Annotated in this window: 30 protein-coding genes; 3 read left to right on the plus strand and 27 right to left on the minus strand. The window is 54.7% G+C overall.

Going from position 1 to position 24,885, the window contains the following annotated elements:
* The coding region (locus HMPREF0577_RS07085; RefSeq protein ID WP_004013115.1) for a TetR/AcrR family transcriptional regulator C-terminal domain-containing protein at window positions 1-578 on the plus strand (578 nt) is incomplete at its 5' end.
* Window positions 579-652: 74 nt separating this feature from the next.
* Here HMPREF0577_RS07085 and HMPREF0577_RS07090 read toward each other — a convergent pair.
* Together HMPREF0577_RS07090 and HMPREF0577_RS07095 are read right to left on the minus strand one after the other, a co-directional pair.
* Entirely contained in the window at window positions 653-1,729 is a 1,077-nt protein-coding gene (locus HMPREF0577_RS07090) for a S1 family peptidase (RefSeq protein WP_004013116.1), read from the minus strand.
* A gap of 206 nt (window positions 1,730-1,935) precedes the next feature.
* Window positions 1,936-2,955 (minus strand): L-lactate dehydrogenase, encoded by a 1,020-nt coding sequence (locus tag HMPREF0577_RS07095; protein WP_004013117.1) that lies wholly within the window; start codon window positions 2,953-2,955, stop codon window positions 1,936-1,938.
* A 116-nt stretch (window positions 2,956-3,071) separates the two neighbouring features.
* Between HMPREF0577_RS07095 and fumC the strand changes: the two genes are divergently transcribed.
* The gene (gene fumC, locus HMPREF0577_RS07100; RefSeq protein WP_036342677.1) at window positions 3,072-4,472 is read left to right on the plus strand and encodes a class II fumarate hydratase; all 1,401 of its coding nucleotides are present in this window, start codon (window positions 3,072-3,074) and stop codon (window positions 4,470-4,472) included.
* 21 nt (window positions 4,473-4,493) lie between these two features.
* On the opposite strand, the gene HMPREF0577_RS07105 is transcribed toward fumC, so the two are convergent.
* The 25 genes from HMPREF0577_RS07105 to HMPREF0577_RS07220 all read right to left on the minus strand — a co-directional run bounded on the left by HMPREF0577_RS07105 (window position 4,494) and on the right by HMPREF0577_RS07220 (window position 22,932).
* Complete coding sequence (locus tag HMPREF0577_RS07105) at window positions 4,494-5,474, minus strand: tRNA pseudouridine synthase A (protein WP_004013119.1); 981 nt, start codon at window positions 5,472-5,474, stop codon at window positions 4,494-4,496.
* A gap of 102 nt (window positions 5,475-5,576) precedes the next feature.
* The gene (gene rplQ / locus HMPREF0577_RS07110) at window positions 5,577-6,065 is read right to left on the minus strand and encodes a 50S ribosomal protein L17 (RefSeq protein ID WP_004013120.1); all 489 of its coding nucleotides are present in this window, start codon (window positions 6,063-6,065) and stop codon (window positions 5,577-5,579) included.
* A 39-nt stretch (window positions 6,066-6,104) separates the two neighbouring features.
* Window positions 6,105-7,088 (minus strand): DNA-directed RNA polymerase subunit alpha, encoded by a 984-nt coding sequence (locus HMPREF0577_RS07115; RefSeq protein WP_004013121.1) that lies wholly within the window; start codon window positions 7,086-7,088, stop codon window positions 6,105-6,107.
* Window positions 7,089-7,238: 150 nt separating this feature from the next.
* Window positions 7,239-7,631, minus strand: a complete 393-nt coding sequence (rpsK, locus tag HMPREF0577_RS07120) for a 30S ribosomal protein S11 (RefSeq protein WP_004013122.1) — start codon at window positions 7,629-7,631, stop codon at window positions 7,239-7,241.
* A gap of 17 nt (window positions 7,632-7,648) precedes the next feature.
* A complete protein-coding gene (gene rpsM / locus HMPREF0577_RS07125; protein WP_004013123.1) occupies window positions 7,649-8,023 on the minus strand; it encodes a 30S ribosomal protein S13 in 375 nt (124 codons plus the stop codon).
* 171 nt (window positions 8,024-8,194) lie between these two features.
* Window positions 8,195-8,308, minus strand: coding sequence for a 50S ribosomal protein L36 (gene rpmJ / locus HMPREF0577_RS11090; protein WP_004013124.1), 114 nt, complete (start codon window positions 8,306-8,308; stop codon window positions 8,195-8,197).
* Between the two features lie 19 nt (window positions 8,309-8,327).
* A complete protein-coding gene (infA, locus tag HMPREF0577_RS07130) occupies window positions 8,328-8,549 on the minus strand; it encodes a translation initiation factor IF-1 (RefSeq protein ID WP_004013125.1) in 222 nt (73 codons plus the stop codon).
* 109 nt (window positions 8,550-8,658) lie between these two features.
* Window positions 8,659-9,321 (minus strand): S26 family signal peptidase, encoded by a 663-nt coding sequence (locus tag HMPREF0577_RS07135; RefSeq protein ID WP_004013126.1) that lies wholly within the window; start codon window positions 9,319-9,321, stop codon window positions 8,659-8,661.
* Between the two features lie 73 nt (window positions 9,322-9,394).
* Window positions 9,395-12,070 carry an ATPase gene (locus HMPREF0577_RS07140; protein ID WP_248613750.1) on the minus strand — a complete coding sequence of 892 codons (2,676 nt, stop codon included), beginning with the start codon at window positions 12,068-12,070 and terminating at the stop codon, window positions 9,395-9,397.
* A 56-nt stretch (window positions 12,071-12,126) separates the two neighbouring features.
* Window positions 12,127-12,996 (minus strand): type I methionyl aminopeptidase, encoded by an 870-nt coding sequence (gene map / locus HMPREF0577_RS07145; RefSeq protein WP_004013128.1) that lies wholly within the window; start codon window positions 12,994-12,996, stop codon window positions 12,127-12,129.
* Window position 12,997: 1 nt separating this feature from the next.
* Window positions 12,998-13,576, minus strand: a complete 579-nt coding sequence (locus tag HMPREF0577_RS07150; RefSeq protein WP_004013129.1) for an adenylate kinase — start codon at window positions 13,574-13,576, stop codon at window positions 12,998-13,000.
* Window positions 13,573-14,868, minus strand: a complete 1,296-nt coding sequence (gene secY, locus HMPREF0577_RS07155; protein WP_004013130.1) for a preprotein translocase subunit SecY — start codon at window positions 14,866-14,868, stop codon at window positions 13,573-13,575. The genes HMPREF0577_RS07150 and secY overlap by 4 nt, the downstream gene beginning before the upstream one ends.
* A 113-nt stretch (window positions 14,869-14,981) precedes the next feature.
* On the minus strand, window positions 14,982-15,512 hold the full coding sequence (gene rplO / locus HMPREF0577_RS07160; RefSeq protein ID WP_004013131.1) for a 50S ribosomal protein L15: 531 nt from the start codon (window positions 15,510-15,512) through the stop codon (window positions 14,982-14,984).
* Window positions 15,513-15,514: 2 nt separating this feature from the next.
* Complete coding sequence (gene rpmD / locus HMPREF0577_RS07165; RefSeq protein WP_004013132.1) at window positions 15,515-15,700, minus strand: 50S ribosomal protein L30; 186 nt, start codon at window positions 15,698-15,700, stop codon at window positions 15,515-15,517.
* Window positions 15,700-16,401 carry a 30S ribosomal protein S5 gene (gene rpsE / locus HMPREF0577_RS07170; protein ID WP_004013133.1) on the minus strand — a complete coding sequence of 234 codons (702 nt, stop codon included), beginning with the start codon at window positions 16,399-16,401 and terminating at the stop codon, window positions 15,700-15,702. Before rpsE ends, rpmD begins: the two co-directional genes overlap by 1 nt.
* Window positions 16,402-16,415: 14 nt before the next feature.
* Complete coding sequence (gene rplR / locus HMPREF0577_RS07175; protein WP_004013134.1) at window positions 16,416-16,787, minus strand: 50S ribosomal protein L18; 372 nt, start codon at window positions 16,785-16,787, stop codon at window positions 16,416-16,418.
* Between the two features lie 2 nt (window positions 16,788-16,789).
* Window positions 16,790-17,323, minus strand: a complete 534-nt coding sequence (rplF, locus tag HMPREF0577_RS07180; RefSeq protein ID WP_004014659.1) for a 50S ribosomal protein L6 — start codon at window positions 17,321-17,323, stop codon at window positions 16,790-16,792.
* 13 nt (window positions 17,324-17,336) lie between these two features.
* Complete coding sequence (rpsH, locus tag HMPREF0577_RS07185) at window positions 17,337-17,735, minus strand: 30S ribosomal protein S8 (protein ID WP_004013136.1); 399 nt, start codon at window positions 17,733-17,735, stop codon at window positions 17,337-17,339.
* 53 nt (window positions 17,736-17,788) lie between these two features.
* Window positions 17,789-17,974, minus strand: a complete 186-nt coding sequence (locus HMPREF0577_RS07190) for a type Z 30S ribosomal protein S14 (protein WP_004013137.1) — start codon at window positions 17,972-17,974, stop codon at window positions 17,789-17,791.
* A gap of 3 nt (window positions 17,975-17,977) precedes the next feature.
* Window positions 17,978-18,541 carry a 50S ribosomal protein L5 gene (rplE, locus tag HMPREF0577_RS07195; RefSeq protein WP_004013138.1) on the minus strand — a complete coding sequence of 188 codons (564 nt, stop codon included), beginning with the start codon at window positions 18,539-18,541 and terminating at the stop codon, window positions 17,978-17,980.
* On the minus strand, window positions 18,541-18,918 hold the full coding sequence (gene rplX / locus HMPREF0577_RS07200) for a 50S ribosomal protein L24 (protein ID WP_004013139.1): 378 nt from the start codon (window positions 18,916-18,918) through the stop codon (window positions 18,541-18,543). The genes rplE and rplX overlap by 1 nt, the downstream gene beginning before the upstream one ends.
* Entirely contained in the window at window positions 18,918-19,286 is a 369-nt protein-coding gene (rplN, locus tag HMPREF0577_RS07205; RefSeq protein ID WP_004013140.1) for a 50S ribosomal protein L14, read from the minus strand. Before rplN ends, rplX begins: the two co-directional genes overlap by 1 nt.
* A 329-nt stretch (window positions 19,287-19,615) precedes the next feature.
* On the minus strand, window positions 19,616-20,524 hold the full coding sequence (gene pflA, locus HMPREF0577_RS07210; RefSeq protein ID WP_004013141.1) for a pyruvate formate-lyase-activating protein: 909 nt from the start codon (window positions 20,522-20,524) through the stop codon (window positions 19,616-19,618).
* Window positions 20,525-20,534: 10 nt separating this feature from the next.
* On the minus strand, window positions 20,535-20,786 hold the full coding sequence (grcA2, locus tag HMPREF0577_RS07215; protein ID WP_004013142.1) for an autonomous glycyl radical cofactor GrcA2: 252 nt from the start codon (window positions 20,784-20,786) through the stop codon (window positions 20,535-20,537).
* A gap of 46 nt (window positions 20,787-20,832) precedes the next feature.
* Window positions 20,833-22,932 (minus strand): pyruvate formate lyase family protein, encoded by a 2,100-nt coding sequence (locus tag HMPREF0577_RS07220; RefSeq protein ID WP_004013143.1) that lies wholly within the window; start codon window positions 22,930-22,932, stop codon window positions 20,833-20,835.
* Between the two features lie 245 nt (window positions 22,933-23,177).
* Between HMPREF0577_RS07220 and HMPREF0577_RS07225 the strand changes: the two genes are divergently transcribed.
* A complete protein-coding gene (locus HMPREF0577_RS07225) occupies window positions 23,178-24,743 on the plus strand; it encodes an aspartate:alanine exchanger family transporter (protein ID WP_004013144.1) in 1,566 nt (521 codons plus the stop codon).
* The last annotated feature ends 142 nt before the right edge of the window (window positions 24,744-24,885 follow it).

Genomic DNA, 24,885 nt, shown 5'->3' on the forward strand with positions numbered 1-24,885 from the left:
CGCAGCACCTAGAGGTCGCGCCTTCGGTGATTTATCACTATTTCGCCAGCCGGGATGCCATTGTCAACGCCATCATCGGGCAACTGGTCGGCGCGGTGCCCCTGCCCGATGAAAACTTGGAGTGGAAAGCCTGGTTTATGGCGCTGGCGCAAAACCTCCGCCCGGTGTTGCTGGAACATCCAGGAGTGACCGAAAGAATGATGTACGGCAATCTGAGTGCCGAAATGCTGCCGATACTCGAAGAATCTTTCCGAAAATTACACGAAGCAGGTTTCCGCCACTACGCCCCCCAGGCCTACACCATGATTCTCAACACGATTCTGTGGATTATCACGGCGCGTAATCTGCGCAGCCCCACGCGGGGTAAACAGCGCCATGACCTGAACCAGATGGTAGCACAAATGCAAGTTTTGGCCGCCAAATCGCCGACACTGGCGGAAATGGTGCAAAACTATTTCGTCCCCCTGGCCGACCCGCAAAACGAAGATCAAATGAGCCAAGAATACTTCGACCTCATGATGGAGAGCATGTTGGCCGGCCTAGAAATCACGGTCTTGCCCCGGGAAACCGATGCCTAATATTTTAGCGTCCTCAGCGTTACTAAATCGTGTACGAACATGAGCGATTTAGGATATCTGAGATATGCAAATAACTATACAGTTTTCACCTTAACATTAAGATATTTTTCGGCTGCTCTTACGGGAGTAAAAGCATCGCGTGCTGAATTATCATAAAGTAAGGCTCTTGAATGTATGCCATAGGCATAAGTGCTTGAAAACCAGGGGCCTCCACTGTCTCCCCGACGAGCCAGTCTCGAATTCATAACTGTCAATCCACAAACTCGAGGTTTCTCTGTGTAATCGCAATACCCGTTAGCAACTACTCTCTGCCCACATTCCTGCCCTGTTGTCATTCCGTTACGACACAGGGCTTGTCCTACAGCAGGATTCCTTGTTGCGGTTACATTCACTAAATGACCTGGCTTACTATAATATTGTGGTGCCGTGTAGGCGGTAGTGGAGTACACGGCGAAATCCCCGCGTTCTCCCACATAATTACCTTCATAAGTAAGCGGAATTGATTGGTAAGATTGAGACGTGTTGCAGTGTCCCGCCGTAAGAAGGGCATTGCCAAAATTGAAATATTCTGATTCAACTGAAAACGCAGAAGTGCATTTGTTCATAAAACCTCCCCCATAGAGAGCGTCGAGAGTAGATTTTGATTTGATAGCGTATTTAATATTTAGTTTCAGCTTGCCGTAATGTTTGTTAGCGATTTCTGCAATACTATTACTCATTCGTTCCTGTGCCTGGCTAGAGTCTAATTCAATCTCGACAGTGCGTTTCTTAAAATCAACAAATGACCCGAATTTTAAATCAGGGTTCTCTTGATGAATCTTATCGGCGATTTCGTGGTGAATATCTTGCGCCTCAAGGTTCGATATTCCAGTATCACCCACTAGCTCTAGATAGGGAAGTCGCGCAGCTTTTTTGGCAATTTCACGGGGAATCTCGGCTTTAAAATAGACCGCACCTTTAACCTTGTCCGTGTCGATGGTGCTAGTGGTGAAGTCCTGGGGATATTGCTCCTCGGCAAGGGTAGCTATACCGGCAATCTCATCTTGCCAATTTTCAGGAACCTCACTACCTGTCGTCTCGGCACGTGCCATAAAACTCGCTCCCAGCGAAAAAATTGCCACCGCTACCATGGGGAACAGTTTCTTCGTCATCTCGCATTCCCCCTGTAAAATAGAGTATTTTAATCCAAATTTACACTATATCTTGCGGTGTGTAAATAGCTCGCTCCACTTTTTTCAAGATAGACCGGAATAGGGTCATGAGGTGCCATCCCGGATGGCACCTCATGAACAATAACGAACTATTAGAAACAGGAAAACGCGACCGGGACGAAAAGCCCAAAGCCGCAAACCCGCGGCTAGAACCCGAGGTCGCGGGCGACCTGGCGCAGGCGCTCGGCCGAAGCAGTCATCCCGTCGCGTTCCTTCAAAGTCAGCGGGGGGCACAACACCTTACCCGCCCCCGTCCGCGAGGTAACCGTCGGCACCGCCAGACACACATCGCTAATCCCGTGCCAATCCTCCAGCAAGGTCGAAATCGACTGGACGCGGTGCTGGTCACGCATAATCGCGCGCAAAATTGAGGTCACCGCCAAGCCAATAGCGTAGTTCGTGGAACCTTTACCCTCAATAATCGTGTAAGCCGAACGCACCACCTTGTGGGCGATTTCATCCATAAGCTCGCTGTCGAAATGCCCCCCGTCAACAGTCTTGTCCCACTGCGTCAAGGGCACGTTACCAATGGTGGCCGACGACCACAAGGGAATCTCGGAATCCCCGTGCTCCCCGGCGATATAAGCATGAATGGACTGCGGGGCAACCCCGGTAGCCTGGCTGACCAGCAAGCGCAACCGGGAGGTGTCCAGAACCGTGCCGGAACCGAACATTTGGGAACGCCCCAACCCAGAAATCTTCAAAGAACAATACGTCACCACGTCCACCGGATTAGTCACCATAATATAAATCGCGTCCGGGGCGACCTTGAGCAGGCTCGGCACCAGGTTTTTCATTAAATTCACAGTGGATTCCGCCAATTCCAGGCGAGTTTGCCCGGGCTTCTGAGCCGCACCGGCGGTAACCACCACTACATCGGCGTTACGACAGATTTCAATATCATCCGAACCACTAACGGCCTTAGTGGGGGTGAACTGGATGCCCTGGGCGATATCCAAGGCCTCGGCCTCTACCCGCTCCTTGTTGATGTCGTAAAGCACGATATCGGCGGCAATTCCTTCGACGGTAGCGGCATAAGCCAAGGTGGAACCCACCGCTCCGGCACCAATCACGGCAAGTTTCGTGGTCGGGGCGGCCCAGGCGGGATACGAACTGTTAACATTTACGGCACTCAACTTTATCTCCCTTTTAATCGTCTCGAGCATGTTGACGGCTTAATTTTAGGCAGGTCAACCGGCACTTGGCAATGATTTTCCGAAAAAATCCCGGCTGCGGCACCGTTGCGCCGCATCCCGGGTTCAAAAAAGCTAAATTGGAAGCTATGAGTAAACGCATTGAAAAGGACTCGATGGGTACCATCGAGGTTCCATCCGAACACTACTGGGGGGCGCAAACGGAGCGCTCCGTGCATAATTTCCCGATTGGACGCGATACCTTCGTGTGGAATCGCCCCATGATTCACGCCCTGGGCGTGCTAAAGAAATCCGCAGCTTTGGCTAACAAGGAACTGGGTGAACTGCCCGGCGACGTGGCCGACCTGATTACCGCCGCCGCTGACGAGGTAATCGCCGGAAAACGCGATACCGAATTCCCGCTGGTGGTTTTCCAAACCGGTTCCGGCACCCAGTCAAATATGAATGCCAACGAGGTCATCGCCAATCTAGCCATCGAAAAGGCCGGCGGTGAGCTCGGGTCTAAAACCCCGGTTCATCCCAATGACCATGTCAACCGTGGCCAGTCCTCTAACGACACCTTCCCCACCGCCATGCACATCGCGGTGGTCAGCGAACTGAACCAGATTCTGTTCCCGGCGGTCGAGGAACTGCGCGACGTCCTAAAGGAAAAGGCGGCGGCCTTTATGGACGTGGTAAAGGTCGGGCGCACCCACCTGCAAGACGCCACCCCGATTACCGTGGGTCAGGAAATGTCCGGTTGGGCCGCGCAACTCGACTTCGCCCTGGAGGGTATCCATTTCGCCGACCAGCAGGCTCGTGGCCTGGCTATCGGTGGTACTGCGGTGGGCACCGGTTTGAACGCCCACCCCGAATTCGGCAAACTGTGTGCTAAGAAGATTTCGGAAGAAACCGGCTTGGAGTTCAAGCAGGCCGACAACTTGTTTGCCTCGCTGTCCGCCCACGATGCCCTGGTGCAAGTTTCCGGGTCGTTGCGGGTGTTGGCCGACGCCTTGATGAAGATTGCCAACGACGTGCGCTGGGAGGCTTCCGGGCCGCGCAACGGCATCGGCGAACTCTTGATTCCCGAAAACGAGCCAGGGTCGTCCATCATGCCAGGCAAGGTCAACCCCACCCAGTGCGAGGCCATGACCATGGTGTGTGTCAAGGTCTTTGGCAACGACGCAACTGTCGGCTTCGCCGGTTCCCAGGGCAACTTCCAGTTGAACGTGTTCAAACCAGTGATGGCCTGGTGCGTTTTGGAATCCATCCGGCTGCTTTCTGACACCTGCCGAGCCTTCACCGAGCATTGCGCTCGCGGCTTGGAGCCGAATTACCAAAAGATTGAGGCCAATTTGAACTCGAATCTGATGCAGGTCACCGCTTTGAACCGCCACATTGGCTATGACAAGGCCGCCAAGATTGCCAAGAACGCGCATCACCAGGGCATTTCCCTGCGCGAATCTGCCTTGGAATCCGGTTTCCTGACTGCCGAAGAATTCGACAAGTGGGTCGTGCCCCTCGACATGACCCATCCGTCGGCCGGCTAATCTGTTACTTCCACCCGCCAGCTATTCACCACAGGTGCGTAGCTGGCGGGTTTCTTTTTGCCGGGCGGCCAGTTCATGAGGCGCTTGCGGATAATCCACCCGCACCAAGGTCAGCCCCTGGGCTGGAGCCAAGGGGATTTCCGGAATCCGCACCGCACTGTGTAATGCTTGTTCCAGCCAATCCGCATCCCGTTTTCCGCGCCCCACTTCGGTTAGCGCCCCCACCAGGGATCGCACCATCGAGTGGCAAAACGCGTCAGCTGCCACGTCAAACCGAATCTCTCCCGGTGCCAACCGGCTTACACCGAGCTGCTTGAGCGTGCGAATCGTGGTGGCGCCTTCCCGGGGTTTACAAAAAGCCGCGAAATCGTGTGTGCCCAGTAATCCGGCACTCGCCTCATGCATCCGTGCCACATTGAGGGGCGCACCGTACCACCAACAGGTGTTTCGCGTCAGTGGATTACGCGCCGTGGGCTCGTCGATGACCAGGTACTCGTAGTGCCTGGCGAGGGCTGAAAACCGGGCGTCGAAAGCGTCGGGAACCGGGCGCGCCGCTGTCACTACAATGGCGCCGTTGGCCTCGGGCGGGTATATCGGTTGGTCGTCCAGGTTTAGTCCGGGGATGGTTGGGGTGTTCCCAGAGGTCACGAGGCGCAAAACGGATTCTAAGCGTCGGTGTAATCCCGTTGACAGTTGGAAGTTCGCGATCCCCGGCGGATTGCTCGCCGCCACGATGGCACCTAATGAAGCCGCGAACTCCGTGTCGTGAGCATCCCGCAACCAGTCGCCAGAAAACTGATCAGGTAAATCAAAATGCGCGACCTGTCCCGTGGCGTGAACCCCCGCATCAGTGCGTCCCGCCACCGTCAGGGTCACGGGCTGGCGAAACAACACCGTCAGCGCGGTTTCCAGGGCACCTTGCACCGTGGGTAAACCGGGTTGTCGCGCCCAACCGTGAAAGGGACGGCCGTCGTAGCGGATGTCGAAGCGAATTCGGGTCATTTAATAATTATAGATTTGCGGGTTGCGGTCGATGTTCATACTCTAAAGCATTGGGCTGGTTGGATAAAATATCCAACCAGCCCAACTCGAAACTAGCTGAGACTACTCAGCCTTCTCTTCTGTAGTCTCTTCTTTGGAGCCTTCAGCCGGAGCTTCTTCGGACTTGGGCTCTTCCTTCTTGGGAGCTTCAGCCTTCGGAGCCGGGGCACTGGCCTTCTTTTTCTTCTCTACGGCCTCGAGCACCAAGGAGATCTCGACCAGCGGGGCATTGTCGCCGCGACGGTTCCCTACTTTAACGAGGCGGGTGTAGCCGCCTTCACGCTGCGAATCAATAGCGGGGGCAATCTCTTCAAACAGCTGTGCGACCACACTCTTGTTGCGCAGCCGAGCCAGCACCTGACGGCGGGCGTGCAAATCACCGCGACGCGCTTTGGTAACCAGGCGCTCTGCTAGGGGCTGGAGGCGCTTAGCGCGAGCCTCGGTGGTAGTAATAGCCTTGTTTTCGAACAGCGCACAGGCTAGGTTCGACAGCATCAGGCGTTCATGAGCCGGGCTGCCACCAAGACGCGGTCCTTTCGTGGGCTTTGGCATTATTCTTTCTCCTTCAATATTTTCTAGTAAAGAATGGATTTAAAATTCATCGCTGAACTGCGGTACGCCGCTGTCAGTTTCGGGGTTTTGGGAATCCTTCAAGCTCATCCCCATAGTGGCCAGTTTTTCCTTGATTTCATCAATGGACTTGTGTCCAAAGTTACGAATATCAAGCAAATCGGCCTGAGAGCGAGCCACCAGGTCACCAACCGTCTTGATACCTTCACGGTTCAAACAGTTCAAGGCGCGGGAAGTCAGCTCAAGATCCTCGACGGACATAGCCAAATCCTCGGCTAAAGCCGAGTCAGTGTTAGACGACCCCAGCTCGATGCCTTCGGCATCTGCATTGAGCGCCCGAGCCAAACCGAACAGCTCCACCAGGGTTTTACCGGCCGAGGCCATCGCGTCGCGTGGGGAAATCGCTTTCTTGGTTTCCACATCCACAATCAGCCGATCGAAGTCGGTGCGCTGTTCGACACGGGTGGCTTCCACATGGTACGAAACCTTGAGCACTGGCGAGTAGATAGAGTCTACCGGAATCCGAGATATTTCAGCTTCCGGATCCTTGTTTTGCGCGGCCGAAACATAGCCTCGACCACGTTCCACAGTCAGTTCAATCTCGAGTTTGCCATCTTTGTTGAGGGTGGCTATGTGATGCTCGGGATTATGAATGACAACCCCGGCAGGAGGCATGATGTCACCTACTGTGACCTCACCTTCACCGGTTTTACGCAGGTACATCACCACAGGTTCGTCATTATCCGAAGATAAGACAATCTCCTTGATATTTAGAACTACCTGAGTGACATCCTCTTTCACTCCAGGCAGAGTGGTGAACTCGTGGAGAGCACCTTCAATCTTTATCGACGTCACCGCCGAACCTGGAATCGAGGACAGCAGCGTACGCCGCAAAGAGTTCCCCAAAGTGTACCCAAACCCGGGTTCTAGGGGTTCAATCGTAAAGCGTGAACGCTGGTTATTGATAACTTCTTCAGTCAGCTGCGGTTGCGCTTGAATAAGCACTGTTTATTTCCTTTCCGGCATCCGCCACCACACCGGTTTAGGCTTCAAATCCGTGGCGAAGGGATTTGAGTTTCCTATTTAGTAAATCTTCAATACAATCCCGAGTATTTCCCTGTATACAAGCGGAATAACCCGGGATGGGAGCCTTAATCAGACGCGACGACGCTTCGGGGGACGGCAGCCGTTGTGTGCCTGGGGGGTAACATCCTGGATGGAACCCACTTCCAGCCCAGCGGCTTGCAGGGAGCGAATCGCGGTTTCCCGACCGGAACCCGGTCCCTTTACATAAACGTCAACCTTCTTCATCCCGTGTTCCTGGGCGCGGCGTGCCGCTGCTTCGGCGGCCAACTGCGCCGCGAAGGGAGTAGACTTACGCGACCCTTTGAAACCAACCTGACCCGAAGATGCCGAAGCGATAACTGCCCCAGTCGGATCCGTGATGGAAACAATGGTGTTGTTGAACGTGGACTTAATATAGGCATTGCCTTCGGCAACGTTCTTGCGTTCCTTACGACGTGGCTTACTAGCTGTTTTTGCTGCCATAACTGTTGATGCCCCCTCTACTTAGCTTTCTTCTTACCGGCAACGGTACGCTTGGGTCCCTTGCGGGTACGGGCGTTGGTCTTGGTGCGCTGGCCATGAACCGGAAGCCCGGCGCGGTGGCGGCGACCTTGGTAGCAGTTAATCTCAATCTTACGGCGAATATCCGCTGCTACCTCACGACGCAAATCACCCTCGACCTTGTAGTTAGCCTGGATGAAGTCACGCAGTTTAATCAGTTCGTCTTCCGTCAAATCCTTGACGCGAGTATCGGGGCTGACCCCGGTTGATTCTAGGGTTTCCTTGGCGCGAGTACGTCCAATCCCATAAATGTATGTTAACGCGATTTCCATGCGCTTCTCGCGCGGTAAATCCACACCGACAAGGCGTGCCATTTATTTTTCTCCTACTGTTTTCGAAGGCCGTCATTCAACCCCCGCTTTCACGGCCCCGGCCTTCGATACCGAGGGTTGCTACCGGTTTTACCCGGCGGCTGGTCGAATGCTTGACCCGGTTTGGGTCACATCCCGAGGCCACAGGCTCGGGCTTTGCGTCTCGCTGCGGGACTAGCCCTGGCGTTGTTTGTGACGCGGGTTCTCGCAAATCACCATCACGCGACCGTGGCGGCGAATCACCTTACACTTGTCGCAGATGGGTTTGACGCTAGGATAAACCTTCATCATTCCTCCGAGTTGTCTCTTACTTGTAACGATAAACAATACGGCCGCGATCCAGGTCGTACGGGCTCAACTCCACAACCACACGATCCTCAGGCAGGATGCGAATGTAATGTTGACGCATTTTCCCAGAGATATGTGCCAAAACGAGGTGTTCATTGGCAAGCTGGACGCGAAACATCGCATTAGGCAAGGCTTCCACTACGGTTCCTTCAACCTCAATGACTCCGTCCTTTTTCCCCATTAGTCCTCGTCTCCAATAAATCTCTACGGCTTAAAACCATCCACTGGCTGTCAGACAGTCCAAGAGTCAATCTTAATGAATTTTCGTTATGATTTCCAATTGAGCCTAATTAGCGCAGCCCCTGGCGGCGCAAACGTTGACGAGTGGTCTCGAGGTTACCGGCCAAAGCTGCCGTCCGCAACCGCGCTGCCCGGGCTTGACGTTGTGGGTCACGAGCATTAATCATCGAAGTACCAATCTGCCAACCGGCATAAATCAACAGCAGCTGTGAAACCATAATCAGCATAAAAGACTTGGCGGCAGACGGCCACAGTCTAAAGGTGGCACCGAAAATCGGAACCTTGTACATTAGCTGGCCACGCATCTCGTCCAAGGTCACCCCTTGGGCAGCCGGCGCATTATCGAAGGCTACGTCAAACTGCATACTTTCGGCGCTACCGGTAATGCTTTCCACACGCCCCACCCGATATACTTCCTTACCACTGTCGGGTTGGAAAGCCACGATATCGCCGGGATTAAGGCTCTGTGCCCCAGTTTGTCGTATCTTTTGGAACACCAGTAAATCACTACCGGCAAAAGTCTTATTCATCGAGTCATCACTACAGGTATAGGTGACATATCCCTGAATCCGAGGTACCACAATTATCACCATCAAGATTGCACCTACAAAAATCAAGAAGAACCAACCAAAGGCAAACAGGATAGAGTTACGCACCGGATGTTCGGACTGCTTGGATAGCAGTGAAATAATCCTATCTGGCTGCGTTGTCATCTGCAGGTTCACCTCCTCGGGCTACTCTATTGGTATTCTAGCGGTTCTCAATGCAATTTCACTATTCAGTGGTTTAGCGCCCGAAAAGCCGGCGGAAAAATCCCTTCTTGGCGGGAGGCTCTACGGCTTCGACTTCTGCCAGGGTTTCGTCGTCTTCAGCGTTTTCCTCGAATAACTCCGTGTCGGCTCCACCGGTATCGTCTAGGTCTCCCCCGGTTTCGTCGCTTGCGTAGTCTTCCGACGGGTCTGTGGCGGCGTCGCCGCTGTCTGGCGTGCTCTCGAAAGGTATCTCGTCGCTGGTGGTTTCCGGTGCGTCGTCGGTTTGTTCTCCCATCGCGTCGTTAGTTATGTTTTCTTCGAGGCTTTCGTTGTCTTCGACTTCATGAGGTGCCAGCTCGAACTCTGTCGCCTCTTCGCTGGTGTCCTCGTCTTCGCCCGTAACGGTGTCAAACTCAAATTCCCCTAGGTCAACCTCAGTCGGTTCAAAGCCTGAATCCGTGTCCACCGGTTCCGAGGCTTCCAGCCCGATTGCCGCGCTACCCGGCAGTTCATTGACAACTGAAGTGTCCAGTGTTGACTCGATATTATCCTCGGGTTCTATGGCCAAAACCTCTGCGTCAGCATCTGATTCTACAGTCCCAGTTTCTGTGGCTTGTCCGTCGGGGGGCAGTGCTTCGTCCAAAGCGGTGATTTCCTCGTTGAGGCTGTCCTCCAATGGGGTTTCGTCTAGCTCGTCCAAGTCCAAACCGTCAAGGTCGAAATCTGCCAGTTCTGTTTCTGCTTCAGGGGTGAGCATCTCTTCTGGTCTGATTTCTTCGCTCGGCGCGGCCAAATCTTCTTCCGGCTCGACTATCGCAACGTCGTCTCCGGCTTCGGTTTCTTCCGCCTGTCCAGGGATCGCAGTCGGAAGGTCGTCCCACAACGTGGGGGTCGGAGTCTCGCCGGATTCCTCTGCCAAAGCGTCAACATCGGGTTCTTCGGTTGGCAGTGTCGGTGGCAAATCCTCTGCCAAAGCGTCGACATCGGGTTCTTCGGTTGGCAGTGTCGGTGGCAAATCCTCAGCCATAATGTCAGCCGGAATCTCTCCCGGCAGTTCTTCCAGCGAATCGCCATCATCTAGCTGTGCCTCGTCCACAGAATCCGCAGTTTCTGTGGACGTCTCTTCGGTGGCGTCTGGCAAAGGCGCTTCCGCTAGTTGCGAAATTTCCTCGGGCAAAGCATCTTCTGCCTCCGGAGCCTCCTCGGGCAAAGCATCTTCTGCCTCCGGAGCCTCCTCGGGCAGGCCTTCTTCCACCGCCGAAATTTCCTCGGGCAAGACTTCTTCCACCGCCAAGGCCTCCTCGGGCTCGGCCGGTTGGGGCGAAATTTCTTCAGGTAATTCGTCTACCTGGTTTGGCTCTATCTCTGGCTGGGGCTCAATGTCACCCACAAAAAGCTCATCATCATTACCAGCCGGCTCCAAAACCTCGCCATCATAAACCCGGGCAGCCGTCAAATCTTCCGACCTCGACTCGCTCGCCACTGTCGCCTCGGTTTCCATTTCATGAGGCGCCTCGTGAACCCCAGCCATATCCTCGAAAGCCGCGCCGCTCACCTCGGCCGGGGTTTCCGCCAAAGGCATTTCCTCGACTAAAGCACTCTCAACCGGGGTCTCTTCATCTAAGTCGGCGGTGAGGCTCTCCGCAGCTAGAGTCTGTGCAGCCGGGATTGGCTCTATCTCTGGCTGGGGCTCAATGTCACCCACAAAAAGCTCATCATCATTACCAGCCGGCTCCAAAACCTCGCCATCATAAACTCGAGCTGCCGTCAAATCTTCCGACATTGACTCGCTCGCCACTGTCGCCTCGGTTTCCATTTCATGAGGCGCCTCGTGAACCCCAGCCGTATCCTCGAAAGCCGCGCCGTTCCCTTCCCCAGGAACCTGAACCGCCGCAGTTTCCATCAAGTCTGGAGCCGCGAGCGTGTCTACTACCGGTTCCTCGGGCAATACTACAGATTCCTCCGGCGTGTCGGATTCTCCCGGTTCCAAGGGTTGCACGAATGCTTCCACCTCGGGGGTGGCTGTTGGTTCAGGCTCCACAATCGCCCCGGTGTCTATCGACGCGTCCACCGGTTCTTCGGGCAAGACTTCCGTAGCCGGTGGAACTACCTCGGGTTGCGCGGTTACCGCTACCGGTTCTTCTGACTCCACGGAAACGTTGCCCGCAGCCGGAGTTGGTTCAGTCGACTCCGAGGGACTGGGTTCCGGTGTTGTCCCCCTAGCCGCAGCAATCACGCTTAAACCTGGAATAGCGGCAGCCTCTGGGTCATTAGCCAACGGCAAAGGTCGGTGCGACCCTTGTTCCAACGCGACTATTGCCCGATCCGCGATGGCTCGCCAATCAAAACCCGCTTTAGCGAGCTCCGAAGGCTCCACCTCCGGCAGCGGACGGGCAGGCAACTCGCTGCGCCCTTTCGCTCCGGCCACATTCCGAGCCAGTTCGTCGAGCAGTTCCGGCACGCTGGGCAGTTGGGAAGGCAAGGAAACCCCGTTGGCATAGATATACCCGGGGTTATGGGCACGCACTTTCGCGCGAAGCCTCTCCACATCCTCGCGACCCTGTGCCGTCAGCACCGGGGGACGAACTGGCGAAGCGTCGGCGAAACCCTCCACATAGCGGCCAGACGCACGATAACGGGACGGAAAAGAAGGGTTGCTGCTTTGAGCCACTTTTACTTTCTCCTTGCCTAAACCTGTGCCGGTTGGCACACCTCTAAACATTCTATATTAGTGAAGCACACTCCCGTCACGAAAACCACAAAATTTCATCCTCTTGGTGCGATTGCTCGGGGTGAAAGCCCGAAAGGAGCCAGTCCACTGCGGCCACCATCGGGTTCGGTCAAAACCCACACTCCCCCTGGTAGTACCGCCACGGTGTGTTCAAAATGTGCCGCGCGAGAACCATCCACGGTTACCACCGTCCAACCATCCGCCAGTTCCTTGGTAACAGCTCCGCCCCGAGTCAGCATCGGTTCTATAGCCAGTACCATTCCAGTTTTGATTTTCGGTCCCCTGGAACGGGTGGAAAAATTGAGCACATCGGGAGCTTGATGCAGACTGGTACCGATACCGTGGCCTACGTATTCCTCGACGATTCCAGCCTCCCAACCGAAACGTAAGGAATCCTCATAGACGACTTCCTCGACAGCATCCCCGATTTCCCCCAGATGCTGCGCTTTGGCCAGTGCCGCGATACCAGACCACAGGGCACGTTGGGTCGTGGTCATGAGTTGCAGGTCTTCGGGGCGAGCGTGTTCTTCTCCGCCGCAAACCATAGTGAAGGCCGCATCTGCGTGCCACTGGCGGTTATTACAATCCAGAACATAAGCCCCGCAATCAAAACTGACCAAATCGCCGAACTGTAACACCCGGTTCCCGGGAATCCCGTGTATGACTTCCTCATTAACCGAAATGCAAACTGTGGCGGGGAAACCATCGTAGCCCAAGAAATTGGATTTAGCTCCCATTCGGGCTATTACCGCTGCGCTAACCTGGTCTAGCTCCCCGGTAGTAGTCCCGGGTTCACAAGCCGTTTTAAGCGCTTGGTGAATCTGGGCGACCACCATTCCGGCACGGCGCATCCGCAGAATCTGATCTGTGTTTTTAATTTCGATGCGCCGATCCTCGCTAGCCACGCTACCGCTTACTTTCGATCTCGTCGAGAACAGCGCTTATGCGCGCCGCTATTTCGGGAATCTCTCCAACGCCGTCTATTTGACGTAAAGAACCTTCCTGGGCGTAGAAATCAAGTAAAGGCTTGGTGGAGTTAAAGAACACCTCGAGCCGATGGGTAATAACTTCCTCGGTGTCATCGGCACGCCCCTGTACTACGGCGCGATGCAAAAGCCGCTGTTTGACTTCTTCGGGTGGCACCTCGAGATAGAGCGCTGCGTCCAAGCAAGTGCTTTTATCCGACAGGAACTTACGCAACACCTCGGCTTGAGATAAATTTCGGGGATAACCGTCGAGCAGGAATCCTTGCCTCGCATCAGCTTGTTCCAAGCGGTCGCATACGATGCGGTCGGTTACCTCGTCGGGAACAAACTCGCCTTTGTCGATATAGGAGGCGATTAGTTTACCGAAGTCGGTCTGGGCGGCTTTGTGGTGGCGAAAAATATCGCCGGTAGATATCCACGGCACCCCCAAACGCTGAGAGATATTGGTGGCGTGGGTACCTTTTCCTGCCCCGGGGGGGCCCATGATAATCAGCTTCATGCCATAAACCCTTCATAGTGATGCTGATGCAGTTGCGCATTAATGTCCTTAACAGTTTGCAACCCCACACCGACGATAATTAGGATCGTAGTACCACCGAAGGGCAGCTGCGGCACATTCATCGCCGCCATCGCAATCTGTGGTACCAAAGCCACGATGGTCAAGTAAATCGCCCCAGCAGTGGTGATGCGGTTCATCACGTAACGCAGGTAGTCAGCGGTGGGTCTGCCGGCACGCAACCCCGGCACAAAACCGCCGTATTTCTTCATATTATCCGCTACTTCTTCGGGATTGAAAGTAACCGAGGTATAGAAGAAGGTAAAGCCGAGAGTCAACAGGGCATAGAGCGTTAGGTGGAAGGGATGCGTGGAATGAAAGTACGTAGACATCCACCGTACCCACGGCGCTGTCTGGTCGCCAAACTGGATAATCATCATGGGCAAAGCCAAGAGAGAGGAAGCGAAAATGACCGGAATAACATTGGCCATGTTAATCTTCAAAGGAATATAGGTGGTGGTACCACCGTACATGCGCCGCCCCACCATGCGTTTGGCGTACTGTACCGGGATGCGGCGCATAGCCTGTTCCACATAAACAACTACCAGGGTAACCAACAGAATCAAGCCAACAATGGCAAAGAACTTTTGAACCCCACCGTTACCACCGGCAATAGAGACTAGCTTATTAGGCAGATTCGCAATGATAGACGTGAAAATCAGGATAGACATCCCGTTGCCTACGCCCTTTTCGGTTACTAACTCGCCCATCCACATAATCAGACCAGTTGCGGCGGTCATCACCAGGATTTGTAACACAAAAAGCCACACCGAGTTGGAGGGGATAATCTTTTTGTCAGAGACATTTCCAAACAATGCCCCGGTGCGAGCCGCCGTAATAATCGAGGTGGATTGCAACACCCCCAAGGCAATCGTCAGATAACGCGTGTACTGGGTCAGTTTGGCTTGCCCCGTCTGGCCTTCCTTGTGTAAGTCCTCGAAACGAGGAATCACCACCCGCAACAGCTGGACAATGATGGAAGCCGTGATGTAGGGCATGATACCCAAGGCAAAAATCGAAAGCTGTAACAGTGCCCCGCCGGAAAACATATTTACCAAATCCAACAGGGAACCATTGTTTTGGACGTCAGCCATAATGGCTTTAAGGGATCCATAGTCAACCCCAGGCAACGGTATAAAAGAACCCCAACGGAACAAAGCCATGATGAACAGGGTAAACAACAGCTTCTTGCGAAGATCCGGCGTCTTGAAGGCCTGGATGAAAGCGGTAAACAAGTGTCCTCCAATGTGTTTCTTGCATTATTCTGTCGGTAAACACGTTACACCATGTTTATCCCAGAATTAAAGCGAGGGGCGGGGTACAAGCGTGCTGTACCCCGCCAAATCCTCTAACGTGCTGTCAGGCTCCCGCCTTTAGCCTCTACCTTGGTCTTAGCGGACTGTGACCAGGCATCTACTGTCAAATCGAACTTGGCACCGGCTTCGCCACTGCCAAGCACCTTAACGAGTTCTCCCTTACGAACCAGACCTTTCGCAACCAAGTCCGCTACGGTCAAGGTGCCACCTTCCGGGAAAGTCTCGCTGAGGCGATCCAGGTTTACCACCTGATACTCCACATGGAAGGGGTTCTTGAAACCGCGTAGCTTCGGAAGGCGCATATGCAAAGGCATCTGGCCACCTTCGAAGCGAGCCGGCACCTGGTAACGAGCCTTGGTGCCCTTGGTGCCACGCCCCGAGGTTTTACCTTTGGAACCTTCGCCACGACCCACGCGCATTTTAGGCTTGTTGGAACCCGGGGCAGGACGCAAATCGTGCAGGTAGGTAACCCGCGCCGCTGAATCCTGTGCAGCCACGGATTTCTTCGCGGCGGGTTTCTTTGCCGCCGGGGTCTTCTTTTCTGAAGTTTCTGCTGCAGCCATGATTAGTCAATCTCCTCTACGGTGACCAGGTGGCGCACCTTGTGAACCTGGCCGCGCACAGCCGGGTTGTCCGGGTGCACCACGGACTGACGGATTTTCTTCAGGCCCAAAGAACTCATGGTGTCCCGCTGAGTTTGCGGGCTGCCAATCACGCTCTTGACCTGGGTGATTTTCAAATTCTTTGCCATTACGCACTCACTCCAGACGCCGCAGCCTCGGCTTCGGCCTTCTCTACATCCTTACGTACCTCGGCTTCACCCTCAGCGCGCGCCCGCAGCATCCCGGCCGGAGCCACCTTTTCCAGAGGCAAACCGCGACGTGCCGCCACCGCTTCGGGTTGTTCAAGCTGCCTGAGAGCAGCCACGGCTCCGCGCACAATGTTGATAGCGTTCGAGGATCCCAGGGACTTCGACAAGACATCGTGAACCCCAGCGCACTCCATCAAAGCACGAACCGGGCCACCGGCGATTACCCCAGTACCAGGGGAAGCCGGGCGAAGCAACACGACCCCGGCCGCATCTTCGCCTAGCACCTCGTGAACGATGGTACGACGAATCATCGGCACCTTGAAGAAGCTCTTCTTGGCTTCCTCAACGCCCTTAGCAATAGCAGCGGGAACTTCCTTAGCCTTACCGTAGCCGACACCGACCGTGCCTTCACCATCGCCAACAACCACCAGAGCGCAGAAGGAGAAGTTACGACCACCCTTCACTACCTTGGCGACACGGTTGATAGCCACTACGCGCTCTATGTACTTGTCATCAGTATTGCCGCGACGGTTGTCACGACGATCTTCACGCTCACGGCGATTCCCGCGACGCTCCCGACGCTCTTCGCCGGAGTCGTCTGCAGCGGTTTCGCCTGTAACTTGCTGTTCTTGTTCAGCCATTCTCTCTACTTTCTCTACAGACTCAGTCCGCCCTCGCGGGCGCCTTCAGCAACGGCCGCGACACGACCATGATACTTGTTACCACCACGGTCAAAAACAACCGCTGCAATACCCGCCGCTTTAGCGCGTTGAGCAATTAGCTTGCCAACCTCGCGAGCCTTGTCAACCTTTTTATCCGAAGATGCCCGCAAAGTGTCTTCCATAGTGGAGGCACTGACCAGGGTCTTACCGACATAGTCGTCGACCAGCTGAGCAATCATGTGGCGGTTGGAACGGGTGACTACCAAACGGGGTTTCTCGGCGGAACCGAAGATATGCTTGCGCACCCGCTGGTGACGGCGCATCCGAGAGATACGCTTACCTTTGCCTTTAACGGAATAAGCCATAACTACTTACCTGCCTTTCCGACCTTACGGCGAACATTCTCGCCGAGGTAACGCACGCCTTTGCCCTTATACGGCTCGGGAGGACGAATCTTGCGGATATTTGCCGCTACCTCTCCAACTTGTTCCTTAGAGATACCTTCGACGGTGACACGGTTACCTTCTACCTTGAATGTGATACCCTCCGGGGGTTCCACATTCACCGGATGCGAGAATCCGAGGGCGAATTCCAGGGCGGCACCCTTTTGAGTAACGCGGTAACCAGTACCTTGGATTTCCAGTACCTTGGCATACCCCTTAGTGACACCCTCAATCATGTTGGCCACCAGGGTACGGGTCAAGCCGTGCAAGGAACGGGATTCCCGTTCGTCATTAGCACGGGTTACCACGACCTCGTTGCCTTCCACCTTCGCGGTGATGGGAGTGGCGATAGCCAGGCTCAGTGTCCCCTTGGGGCCTTTCACCGAGATATCTTGGCCATTGACGTTTACTTCCACACCCGAGGGAATCTCCACTGGTATCTTACCGATACGTGACATAGTCATTCCCTCCTTACCAGATGTAGGCGATTACTTCTCCGCCTACACCCTTGTCAGCTGCCTCGCGATCGGTGAGTAACCCGGAAGACGAAGAAATAATCGCCACCCCGAGTCCGCCCATAACCTTAGGCAGTTTGTTGGACTTTGCATATACCCGCAAACCGGGCTTAGAAACGCGCTTCACACCGGAAATCGCGCGTTCACGTTTGGTACCGTACTTCAAATTCAGTACCAAGGTCTTGCCGACCCGCGCCTCCTCGACCTGATAGTCCTTGATGTAACCTTCGGTCTGGAGGATATTCGCAATGGCGGCCTTCATTTTCGAGTACGGCATACTTACCGACTCGTGATACGCCGATGAGGCGTTGCGCAGACGTGTCAGCATGTCTGCGATGGGATCAGTCATTGTCATTGGGCTTTGGCCCTTTCTGAGGCGGTTTCGCTATCGACCTGCCCCGATTGTGTTTACCAGGAAGACTTCTTTACGCCAGGGAGTTCACCCGCATGGGCCATCTCGCGCAGGCAGATACGGCACAGGCCGAACTTGCGATACACCGAGTGAGGGCGTCCGCAACGCTGGCACCGAGTGTAAGCGCGCACCTTAAACTTAGGTTTACGTGCGGCCTTGTTCTTCAAAGCGGTTTTTGCCATTCTTTAATCCTCCTTGAACGGGAAACCGAGGTACTTGAGCAGCGCACGGCCTTCGTCATCAGTAGCCGCCGTAGTCACAACCGTGATGTCCATACCACGCACGTGGTCGATGGTATCTTGGTCGATTTCGTGGAACACGGACTGTTCGGTCAAACCGAAGGTGTAATTGCCGTGCCCGTCGAACTGCTTGGCAGAGAGACCACGGAAGTCACGGATTCGCGGCAAAGCGGTAGCGAGCAAGCGGTCAAGGAATTCCCACATCCGGTCACCACGCAGAGTCACGTGAGCCCCAATCGGGTTCCCTTCACGCAGCTTGAACTGGGCGATAGACTTGCGCGCCTTGTCGATAACTGGTTTCTGGCCGGTGATGGTCGCCAGGTCTCGCACCGCACCTTCAATGAGCTTATGGTCGTGTGCTGCGGCACCGACGCCCATGTTGACGACGATTTTTTCCAATCCGCCAACCTGGTGAACATTTTGGTGTTTGAACTCGGCCAGTAGCTTGGGTTTAATCTCGTCGCGGTACTTGGTCTTCAAGCGGGGAACATATGTTGTTGTCTCAGCCATTACAGATCCTTCCCGGTTGCCTTGGACACGCGCACGCGCACGGTTTTTTCCTTACCGTCGCGGTCAACGACCTCTTCACGAATCCCCACGCGAGTGCCGGGTATCTTTTTGGTCGTGTTACCCAATTTGGCCTTAGCCGCTGCGGGTTCATAGTACATGACATTGGAAATGTGAATGGCGGCTTCCTTGCTTTCGATACCGCCGGTGGGGCCGCCCTGCTGGGAGCGCCCCGCCTTGTTGTGGTGCTTCATCATCATGACGCCTTCAACCACCACACGCTCACGCTTCCGGTCGATGCTCAAGATGCGGCCATGCTGACCCTTGTCACGGCCAGAAATGACGACGACCTCATCGCCGACTTTCAGTTTGGCTGCCATTAAATCACCTCCGGTGCGAGCGAAATAATCCGCATGAACTTCTTTTCCCGAAGTTCACGTCCGACGGGTCCAAAAATACGGGTGCCGCGTGGCTCCTCATCATTCTTGAGGATGACAGCGGCATTTTCGTCGAAACGAATATAGGATCCGTCTTTGCGGCGGGTTTCCTTCTTAGCGCGAACTACCACGGCCTTGACGACCTCACCTTTTTTGACGTTACCGCCGGGGATTGCATCCTTGACAGTAGCGACAATGGTGTCGCCGATGCCGGCATAGCGTCGCTTCGAACCGCCCATCACGCGGATGCACAAGATTTCCTTGGCTCCGGTGTTGTCGGCGACTTTGAGTCGCGACTCCTGCTGAATCATCTTTTCTCCTTCGTCTGGCTGGTTCTCTCGCGAGCCTAGCCGAACGCTCTTTACTTTACGGTTGCAGGGTGCACAAATTTCACCTAGGTTCTAGACAAATACTGAGACCCCTGGCAGACACAGACACATTTGTGAAAGGTCTCTGCCAAAAGCAACCCTCCAAGTCTAGTTGAATCAAGCGGCTCATGCAAAATATTGGGTTTCATGAGTCGCTGCGTGTTATTACCCTGCACGCCACTCATGGTCAGCGCGTAGGTGACTTTACCCTCCCCAAATAAATTTTTCCACGCCTAGGGCGTGGAAAAATCCTTGAAATTATTGATGAATCGCTAGAAAACCGTTATTCCCCGAGAGCGGAAAATGGCACGCACGGCTTCAACAGCTTCTTTAGAGGGTGGTTCGACATCTTCCAAAAGGTACTCCATCCCCAAATCCTCCCATTTGTCCCGTGCCATCTGGTGGAAAGGCAGCACTTCGAGGCGTTGCACATTTTTCCACGGCGCCACGATATCGGCTACTCGCGACACATTGTCCGGGTCGTCGGTCCAACCGGGCACCGCCACGAAACGAATCCACACTGGGATACCCGCCTCAAACAGGCGTTGCCCAAAATCGATGGTGGGTTGCAGGGGGCGGGAGGTGATTTTCCGGTAAGTGTCGGGATTGCCGGATTTCACATCCAACATCACCATATCCAACAGCTCTAAATCCTGGTCAGAAAAATTCGCGCCCAAGAAACCAGAGGTGTCAATATTGGTGTGAACCCCGTTGGCTTTAGCCCCGCGCAGCAACCGCTTCAAAAACATCGGTTGCATCATCGGCTCGCCTCCGGAAAAGGTCACCCCCCCTCCGGTGGCCTGATAGACCGCCTTGTAACGCAAAATTTTGTCCAGCAAATCATCGGCCAAAACCGGGGTGCCTTCACGCATCTGGAGGGTGTCGGGGTTGTGGCAATAGACACAACGCAGCGGGCATCCCGCCAAGAACACCGTCAATCGGGTACCCGGTCCATCTACGGCAGTGACCAGTTCCCAGGAATGGACTGAGCCTAGCTTCCCTTCTCGTACCAGTTGGAAGTGGGTTTTGCGATCCATCTCGGGGGCATCGGCGATGCCGTCCAAACCCGCGCCTTGAACGCGAGGTACTTCAATTTCTAAGGGTTCGGGTCGATACTCTCCCGTTGAACCTTCGGTTCCGAAGATGGTATCGACCCGAGCCCTTTCTAAAGTTGGAGTCACTCGAACCGAGCTACTTCTGGTTGTGGAAGGTACGAGAAATCACGTCCAGTTGCTGCTCACGAGTCAAACGCACGAAGTTCACGGCGTAGCCGGAAACACGCACGGTCAACTGGGGGTACTTCTCGGGGTGTTCCATTGCGTCTTCCAGGGTGTCGCGGTTCAACACGTTGATATTCGCGTGGTACAGCCCCTTAATCCCACCAGCAGAGTTGCGATTCGCTTTCATAGATTTCAAGCGCTCGTCATAGGTTAGTACTGTCATTTTCGTTTCCTTTCGTAGTGATTTGTTGTTATATAAAAGTTTGTGATTAGCCTTTGGCGATGAACCCAGCATCCATGATGCCAACTAGGCTCTTGATTTGTTCGTCTAGGTTACGTCCCAAAGACGAAGGCACAATCGTGTTGGTCAGCGAGATTCCATCCAAAGCATCATCGTAGTCCAGTTTCCCAACCGAAAGCATGGAAGCGAGCATCCCGTGAGTGTCAATCCCGTTTTCGGGGTTAGCACCTGGAGCAAAAGGAGTTCCAGCCACGTGACCCGAAGGGAACGCCCCCGTATTCTTGCCATAAACCACATTGGAAGTAATGGTCAGAACCGACTGGGTGGGAATAGCGTCACGGTACATCGGAATGGCTTTAATCTTGGACATGATGGTGTGAACCACCGTGGCGGCAATATCGTCAGCACGGTCATCGTCATTACCGTAAGTCGGGAATTCACCTTCGGTACGGTAGTCGATTACCAAGCCAGTTTCGTCGCGTACCGGGTAAACCTTGGCGTAACGAATTGCTGACAAAGAGTCCGCCACGATGGACAAGCCCGCGATACCACAGCCCATGGTGCGTATAATATCGGAGTCGTGCAAGGCCATCTCAATGGCTTCGTAAGCATAACGATCGTGGCAGTAGTGAATAATATTCAAGGCCTCGACGTAGGTTTCGATAACCCAGTCGAGCATGGATTCGTACTTGGCCCACACTTCGTCAAAGTCCAACGGCCCGTCATCGGCAATGCCTTCGTGGTCAGGCACAATCTGTTTGCCAGACATTTCATCGCGGCCGCCGTTAATCGCGTAGAGCAAGGCCTTGGCCGCGTTGACGCGAGCCCCAAAGAACTGCATCTGCTTGCCGATACGCATCGGGGAAACACAGCAGGCAATCGCCGCGTCGTCGCCCCAGTGGTCGCGAATCTGGGAGTCAGCTTCGTATTGGATAGAGGAGGTTTCGATGGATACCTTCGCGCAGAATTCCTTGTATCCGGTCGGCAACTTTTCGTTCCAGAAAATGGTGATATTCGGTTCCGGAGCCGGTCCTAGGTTCACTAGAGTCTGGAGTAGACGGAAGGAAGTCTTGGTCACCAAGGTACGCCCGTCATTACCGAAACCAGCGTCTGACCAGGTTGCCCAGTAGGGATCGCCAGAGAAAATCTGGTCATAGGCTTCGGTGCGCAAGAAACGCACGATACGCAGCTTAATCACCAGAGCATCGATAATCTCTTGAGCATCAGATTCGTTGAGAATCCCGCGCTTGAAATCACGCTCAAAGTAGATATCGAAGAAACCTGAGAGACGCCCGATGGACATGGCAGCTCCGTCTTGAGACTTGATAGAAGCCAAGTACCCGAAGTAAGTCCACTGCACAGCTTCCTTGGCGGTTTTGGCTGGACCAGAAATGTCGAAACCATAAGCCGCCGCCATGGCCTTGAGCTTCTTCAAGGCCTTAATCTGTTCGGAGTGCTCCTCGCGGTAGCGCGCCCAGTGTTCCGAGAAATTCTCGTCGGCCACCTTGTCTTTGGCGGCAGTTTTTTCCTCGATGAGCTTATCCACTCCGTAGAGCGCCACCCGGCGGTAATCGCCAATAATCCGGCCACGTCCGTAAGCATCAGGTAAACCAGTGATGATGTGGCTGGAACGTGCCGCGCGAATCCGGGGGGTGTAAATATCGAATACCGCGTCATTGTGAGTCTTACGGTAGTGGGTGAAAATGTGTTTAATCTCGGGGTTTACTTCCTTGCCAGCTTCCTTGATGGCGGTTTCCACCATACGCCACCCACCGTTGGGCATCATGGCGCGCTTCAAGGGCACATCAGTTTGCAGCCCCACAATAACATTGTCATCATCGCTGATGTATCCCGGGCCGAAAGCATCCACATCCGCCGGGGTGTCAGTATCCACGTCGTAGACACGCTTTTGGCGTTCCACGGACAGATACTTTTTATCCAAATGGTCATACAAACGCTTGGTCTTCTCCGTGGGACCAGCCAGGAAAGAAGCATCGCCCTCGTAGGGCTGGTAGTTCTTTTGGATGAAATCACGAACATCAATGGTTTCGCACCAGTTTCCTGGGGTGAAACCTTCCCAGGCCGAAGTGTCGGTTTGATTGTCAGTACATGAACAGGTTTGCGACATTGAAAACAGGACTCCTTTTTATTCACTCGTTCCTTCAGGCCTTCAGTCTACAACTTGTCAGACAAATTTTCCAGGTCTGTTGCCAATTATTGTAGCTCGAATTCCTCCAAGGTTCAACGCATTGGCAGCTGTTGCAATAAGGTTAGACTTGCAACATTGACTGGCTACAATTAAGGGTCTTTACCCCGGGCGCATCCCGGAACTACGCCCCCGCCAGAACTAGCACCTCATGAAAGGAAAATCCGGTGGAACTCCTGACCAATTCCCCCCTGCTAACCCTGTTTTTAGTGGTAGCACTCGGGGCCGTCCTCGGCGCCATCCCCTTCGGCCCGCTGCGCCTAGGAGCGGCCGGCGCCCTGTTTGTGGGCATAATCGTCGGCTTTTACGTCCCCAAACACGGTTCACAGATGGCCTTAGTCCAACAGCTCGGCCTAGCACTCTTCGTCTACGGCGTAGGGCTGAGCGCGGGGCAAACTTTCTTCCGTGACCTGCGCAAACAGTACAAGCTAATCCTTGCAGCCGCCCTGTCTTTGGTGGCGGCAGTGGCGGTTACGGTGCTTGGCGGACTCGGCTTAGGTATGAAAACCGAGTTGAGTGTCGGTGTCTTCGCCGGAGCCCTCACCACCACCCCCGCCCTAGCGGCTGCCACCGACCTGACTGGTTCACAAAACCCAGCGGTGGGCTATTCCTTGGCCTATCCGGCCGGGGTAATTATCGGGATTATCATGGTCGGTTTTTTCGTCACACGCCGCTGGCCAGGCCAGCGCGACACCCCCGCCTTGGCAGGCCAGAAACTGCAAGCCGTTACTGCCGTGGTATCCAAGGAAATCAGTATGCGCGATGTTCCCGGTTGGCTCGACCAAAGCATTCGCATGTCCTATCTCCGCAGCGGGGATTCCATCCGGGTGATTGCCCCCGGCCAGATTTTGAACAAATCCGACCAGGTAGTCGTGGTGGGGCTGCCCGCCGATGTGGACAAGGCGGTGGCAGCCATTGGCTACGCTCTGCCCGAGCACCTGGCCAATGACCGTTCCGTGGTGGAATTCCAGTCTTTTATTGTCTCGCGCTCGCGGATTGCGGGTTCCACCGTGGCGGATTTGAACCTGGCGGCACGCTTCGGGGCGGTAGTGACGCGCATCAAGCGCGGCGATATCGAAACTTTGGCGGCCGACGATAAAACCGTGGAGCTTGGCGACCGGTTATTTGTGGCTTATCCACGCGAGGAAGAGCGCAATCTAGCGGCTTTCTTTGGGGATTCACGCAACAGCGTAGCTCAGGTGGACGCGATTGCTCTGGGACTTGGGATTGCTTGCGGGGTTTTGCTGGGCATGGTCAAGATTTCCTTGCCGGGTGGGAGTTCTTTCCAGTTGGGTTCCGCCGCAGGACCCTTGGTGGTGGGTTTGATTCTGGGGTATTTGCAACGTACCGGCCCGATTGTCTGGCAGCTGCCGCAGGGCGCGAATCTGACGGTGCGTCAACTCGGTTTAATGCTGTTCTTGGCGGCGGTGGGGATTAGTTCCGGGCCGGCCTTCGTCAAGATGGCGTTCACCGAGTTGGGGGTGCGCGCGGGATTCCTCGGGGTGCTGGTGGCAACGGTAACTTTGGTGGTAATGGGCTTGGCGGGGCGCGTTTTGGGGCTCTCGGCGGCGCGCACGGCCGGCTCGATGGCGGGGAGTCTGGGTCAGCCGGCGTTGTTGGCCTATGCCCAGTCGCGTACGAATGATGAGCGCATCGAGGCTGGTTACGCCACGATTTTTGCTTTTGGGATTGTGCTGAAAATTATTTTGGTTTCGGTGGTTTTACTGTTTTAGTTACGGGTTCATGAGGCGCTAGCGGGGTTCGGGCGTAGATTTTCTATCTGATAGCTCAAGCTAACTTGCTGTTGAGAATCGTTCTTATTATCATAGAAGGTGGGTAGCCTCGTGGGGCTTCTGGTTCATGAGGTGCCACCCC

The organism is Mobiluncus mulieris ATCC 35243, assembly GCF_000160615.1.
Classification (GTDB): Bacteria; Actinomycetota; Actinomycetes; order Actinomycetales; family Actinomycetaceae; genus Mobiluncus; species Mobiluncus mulieris.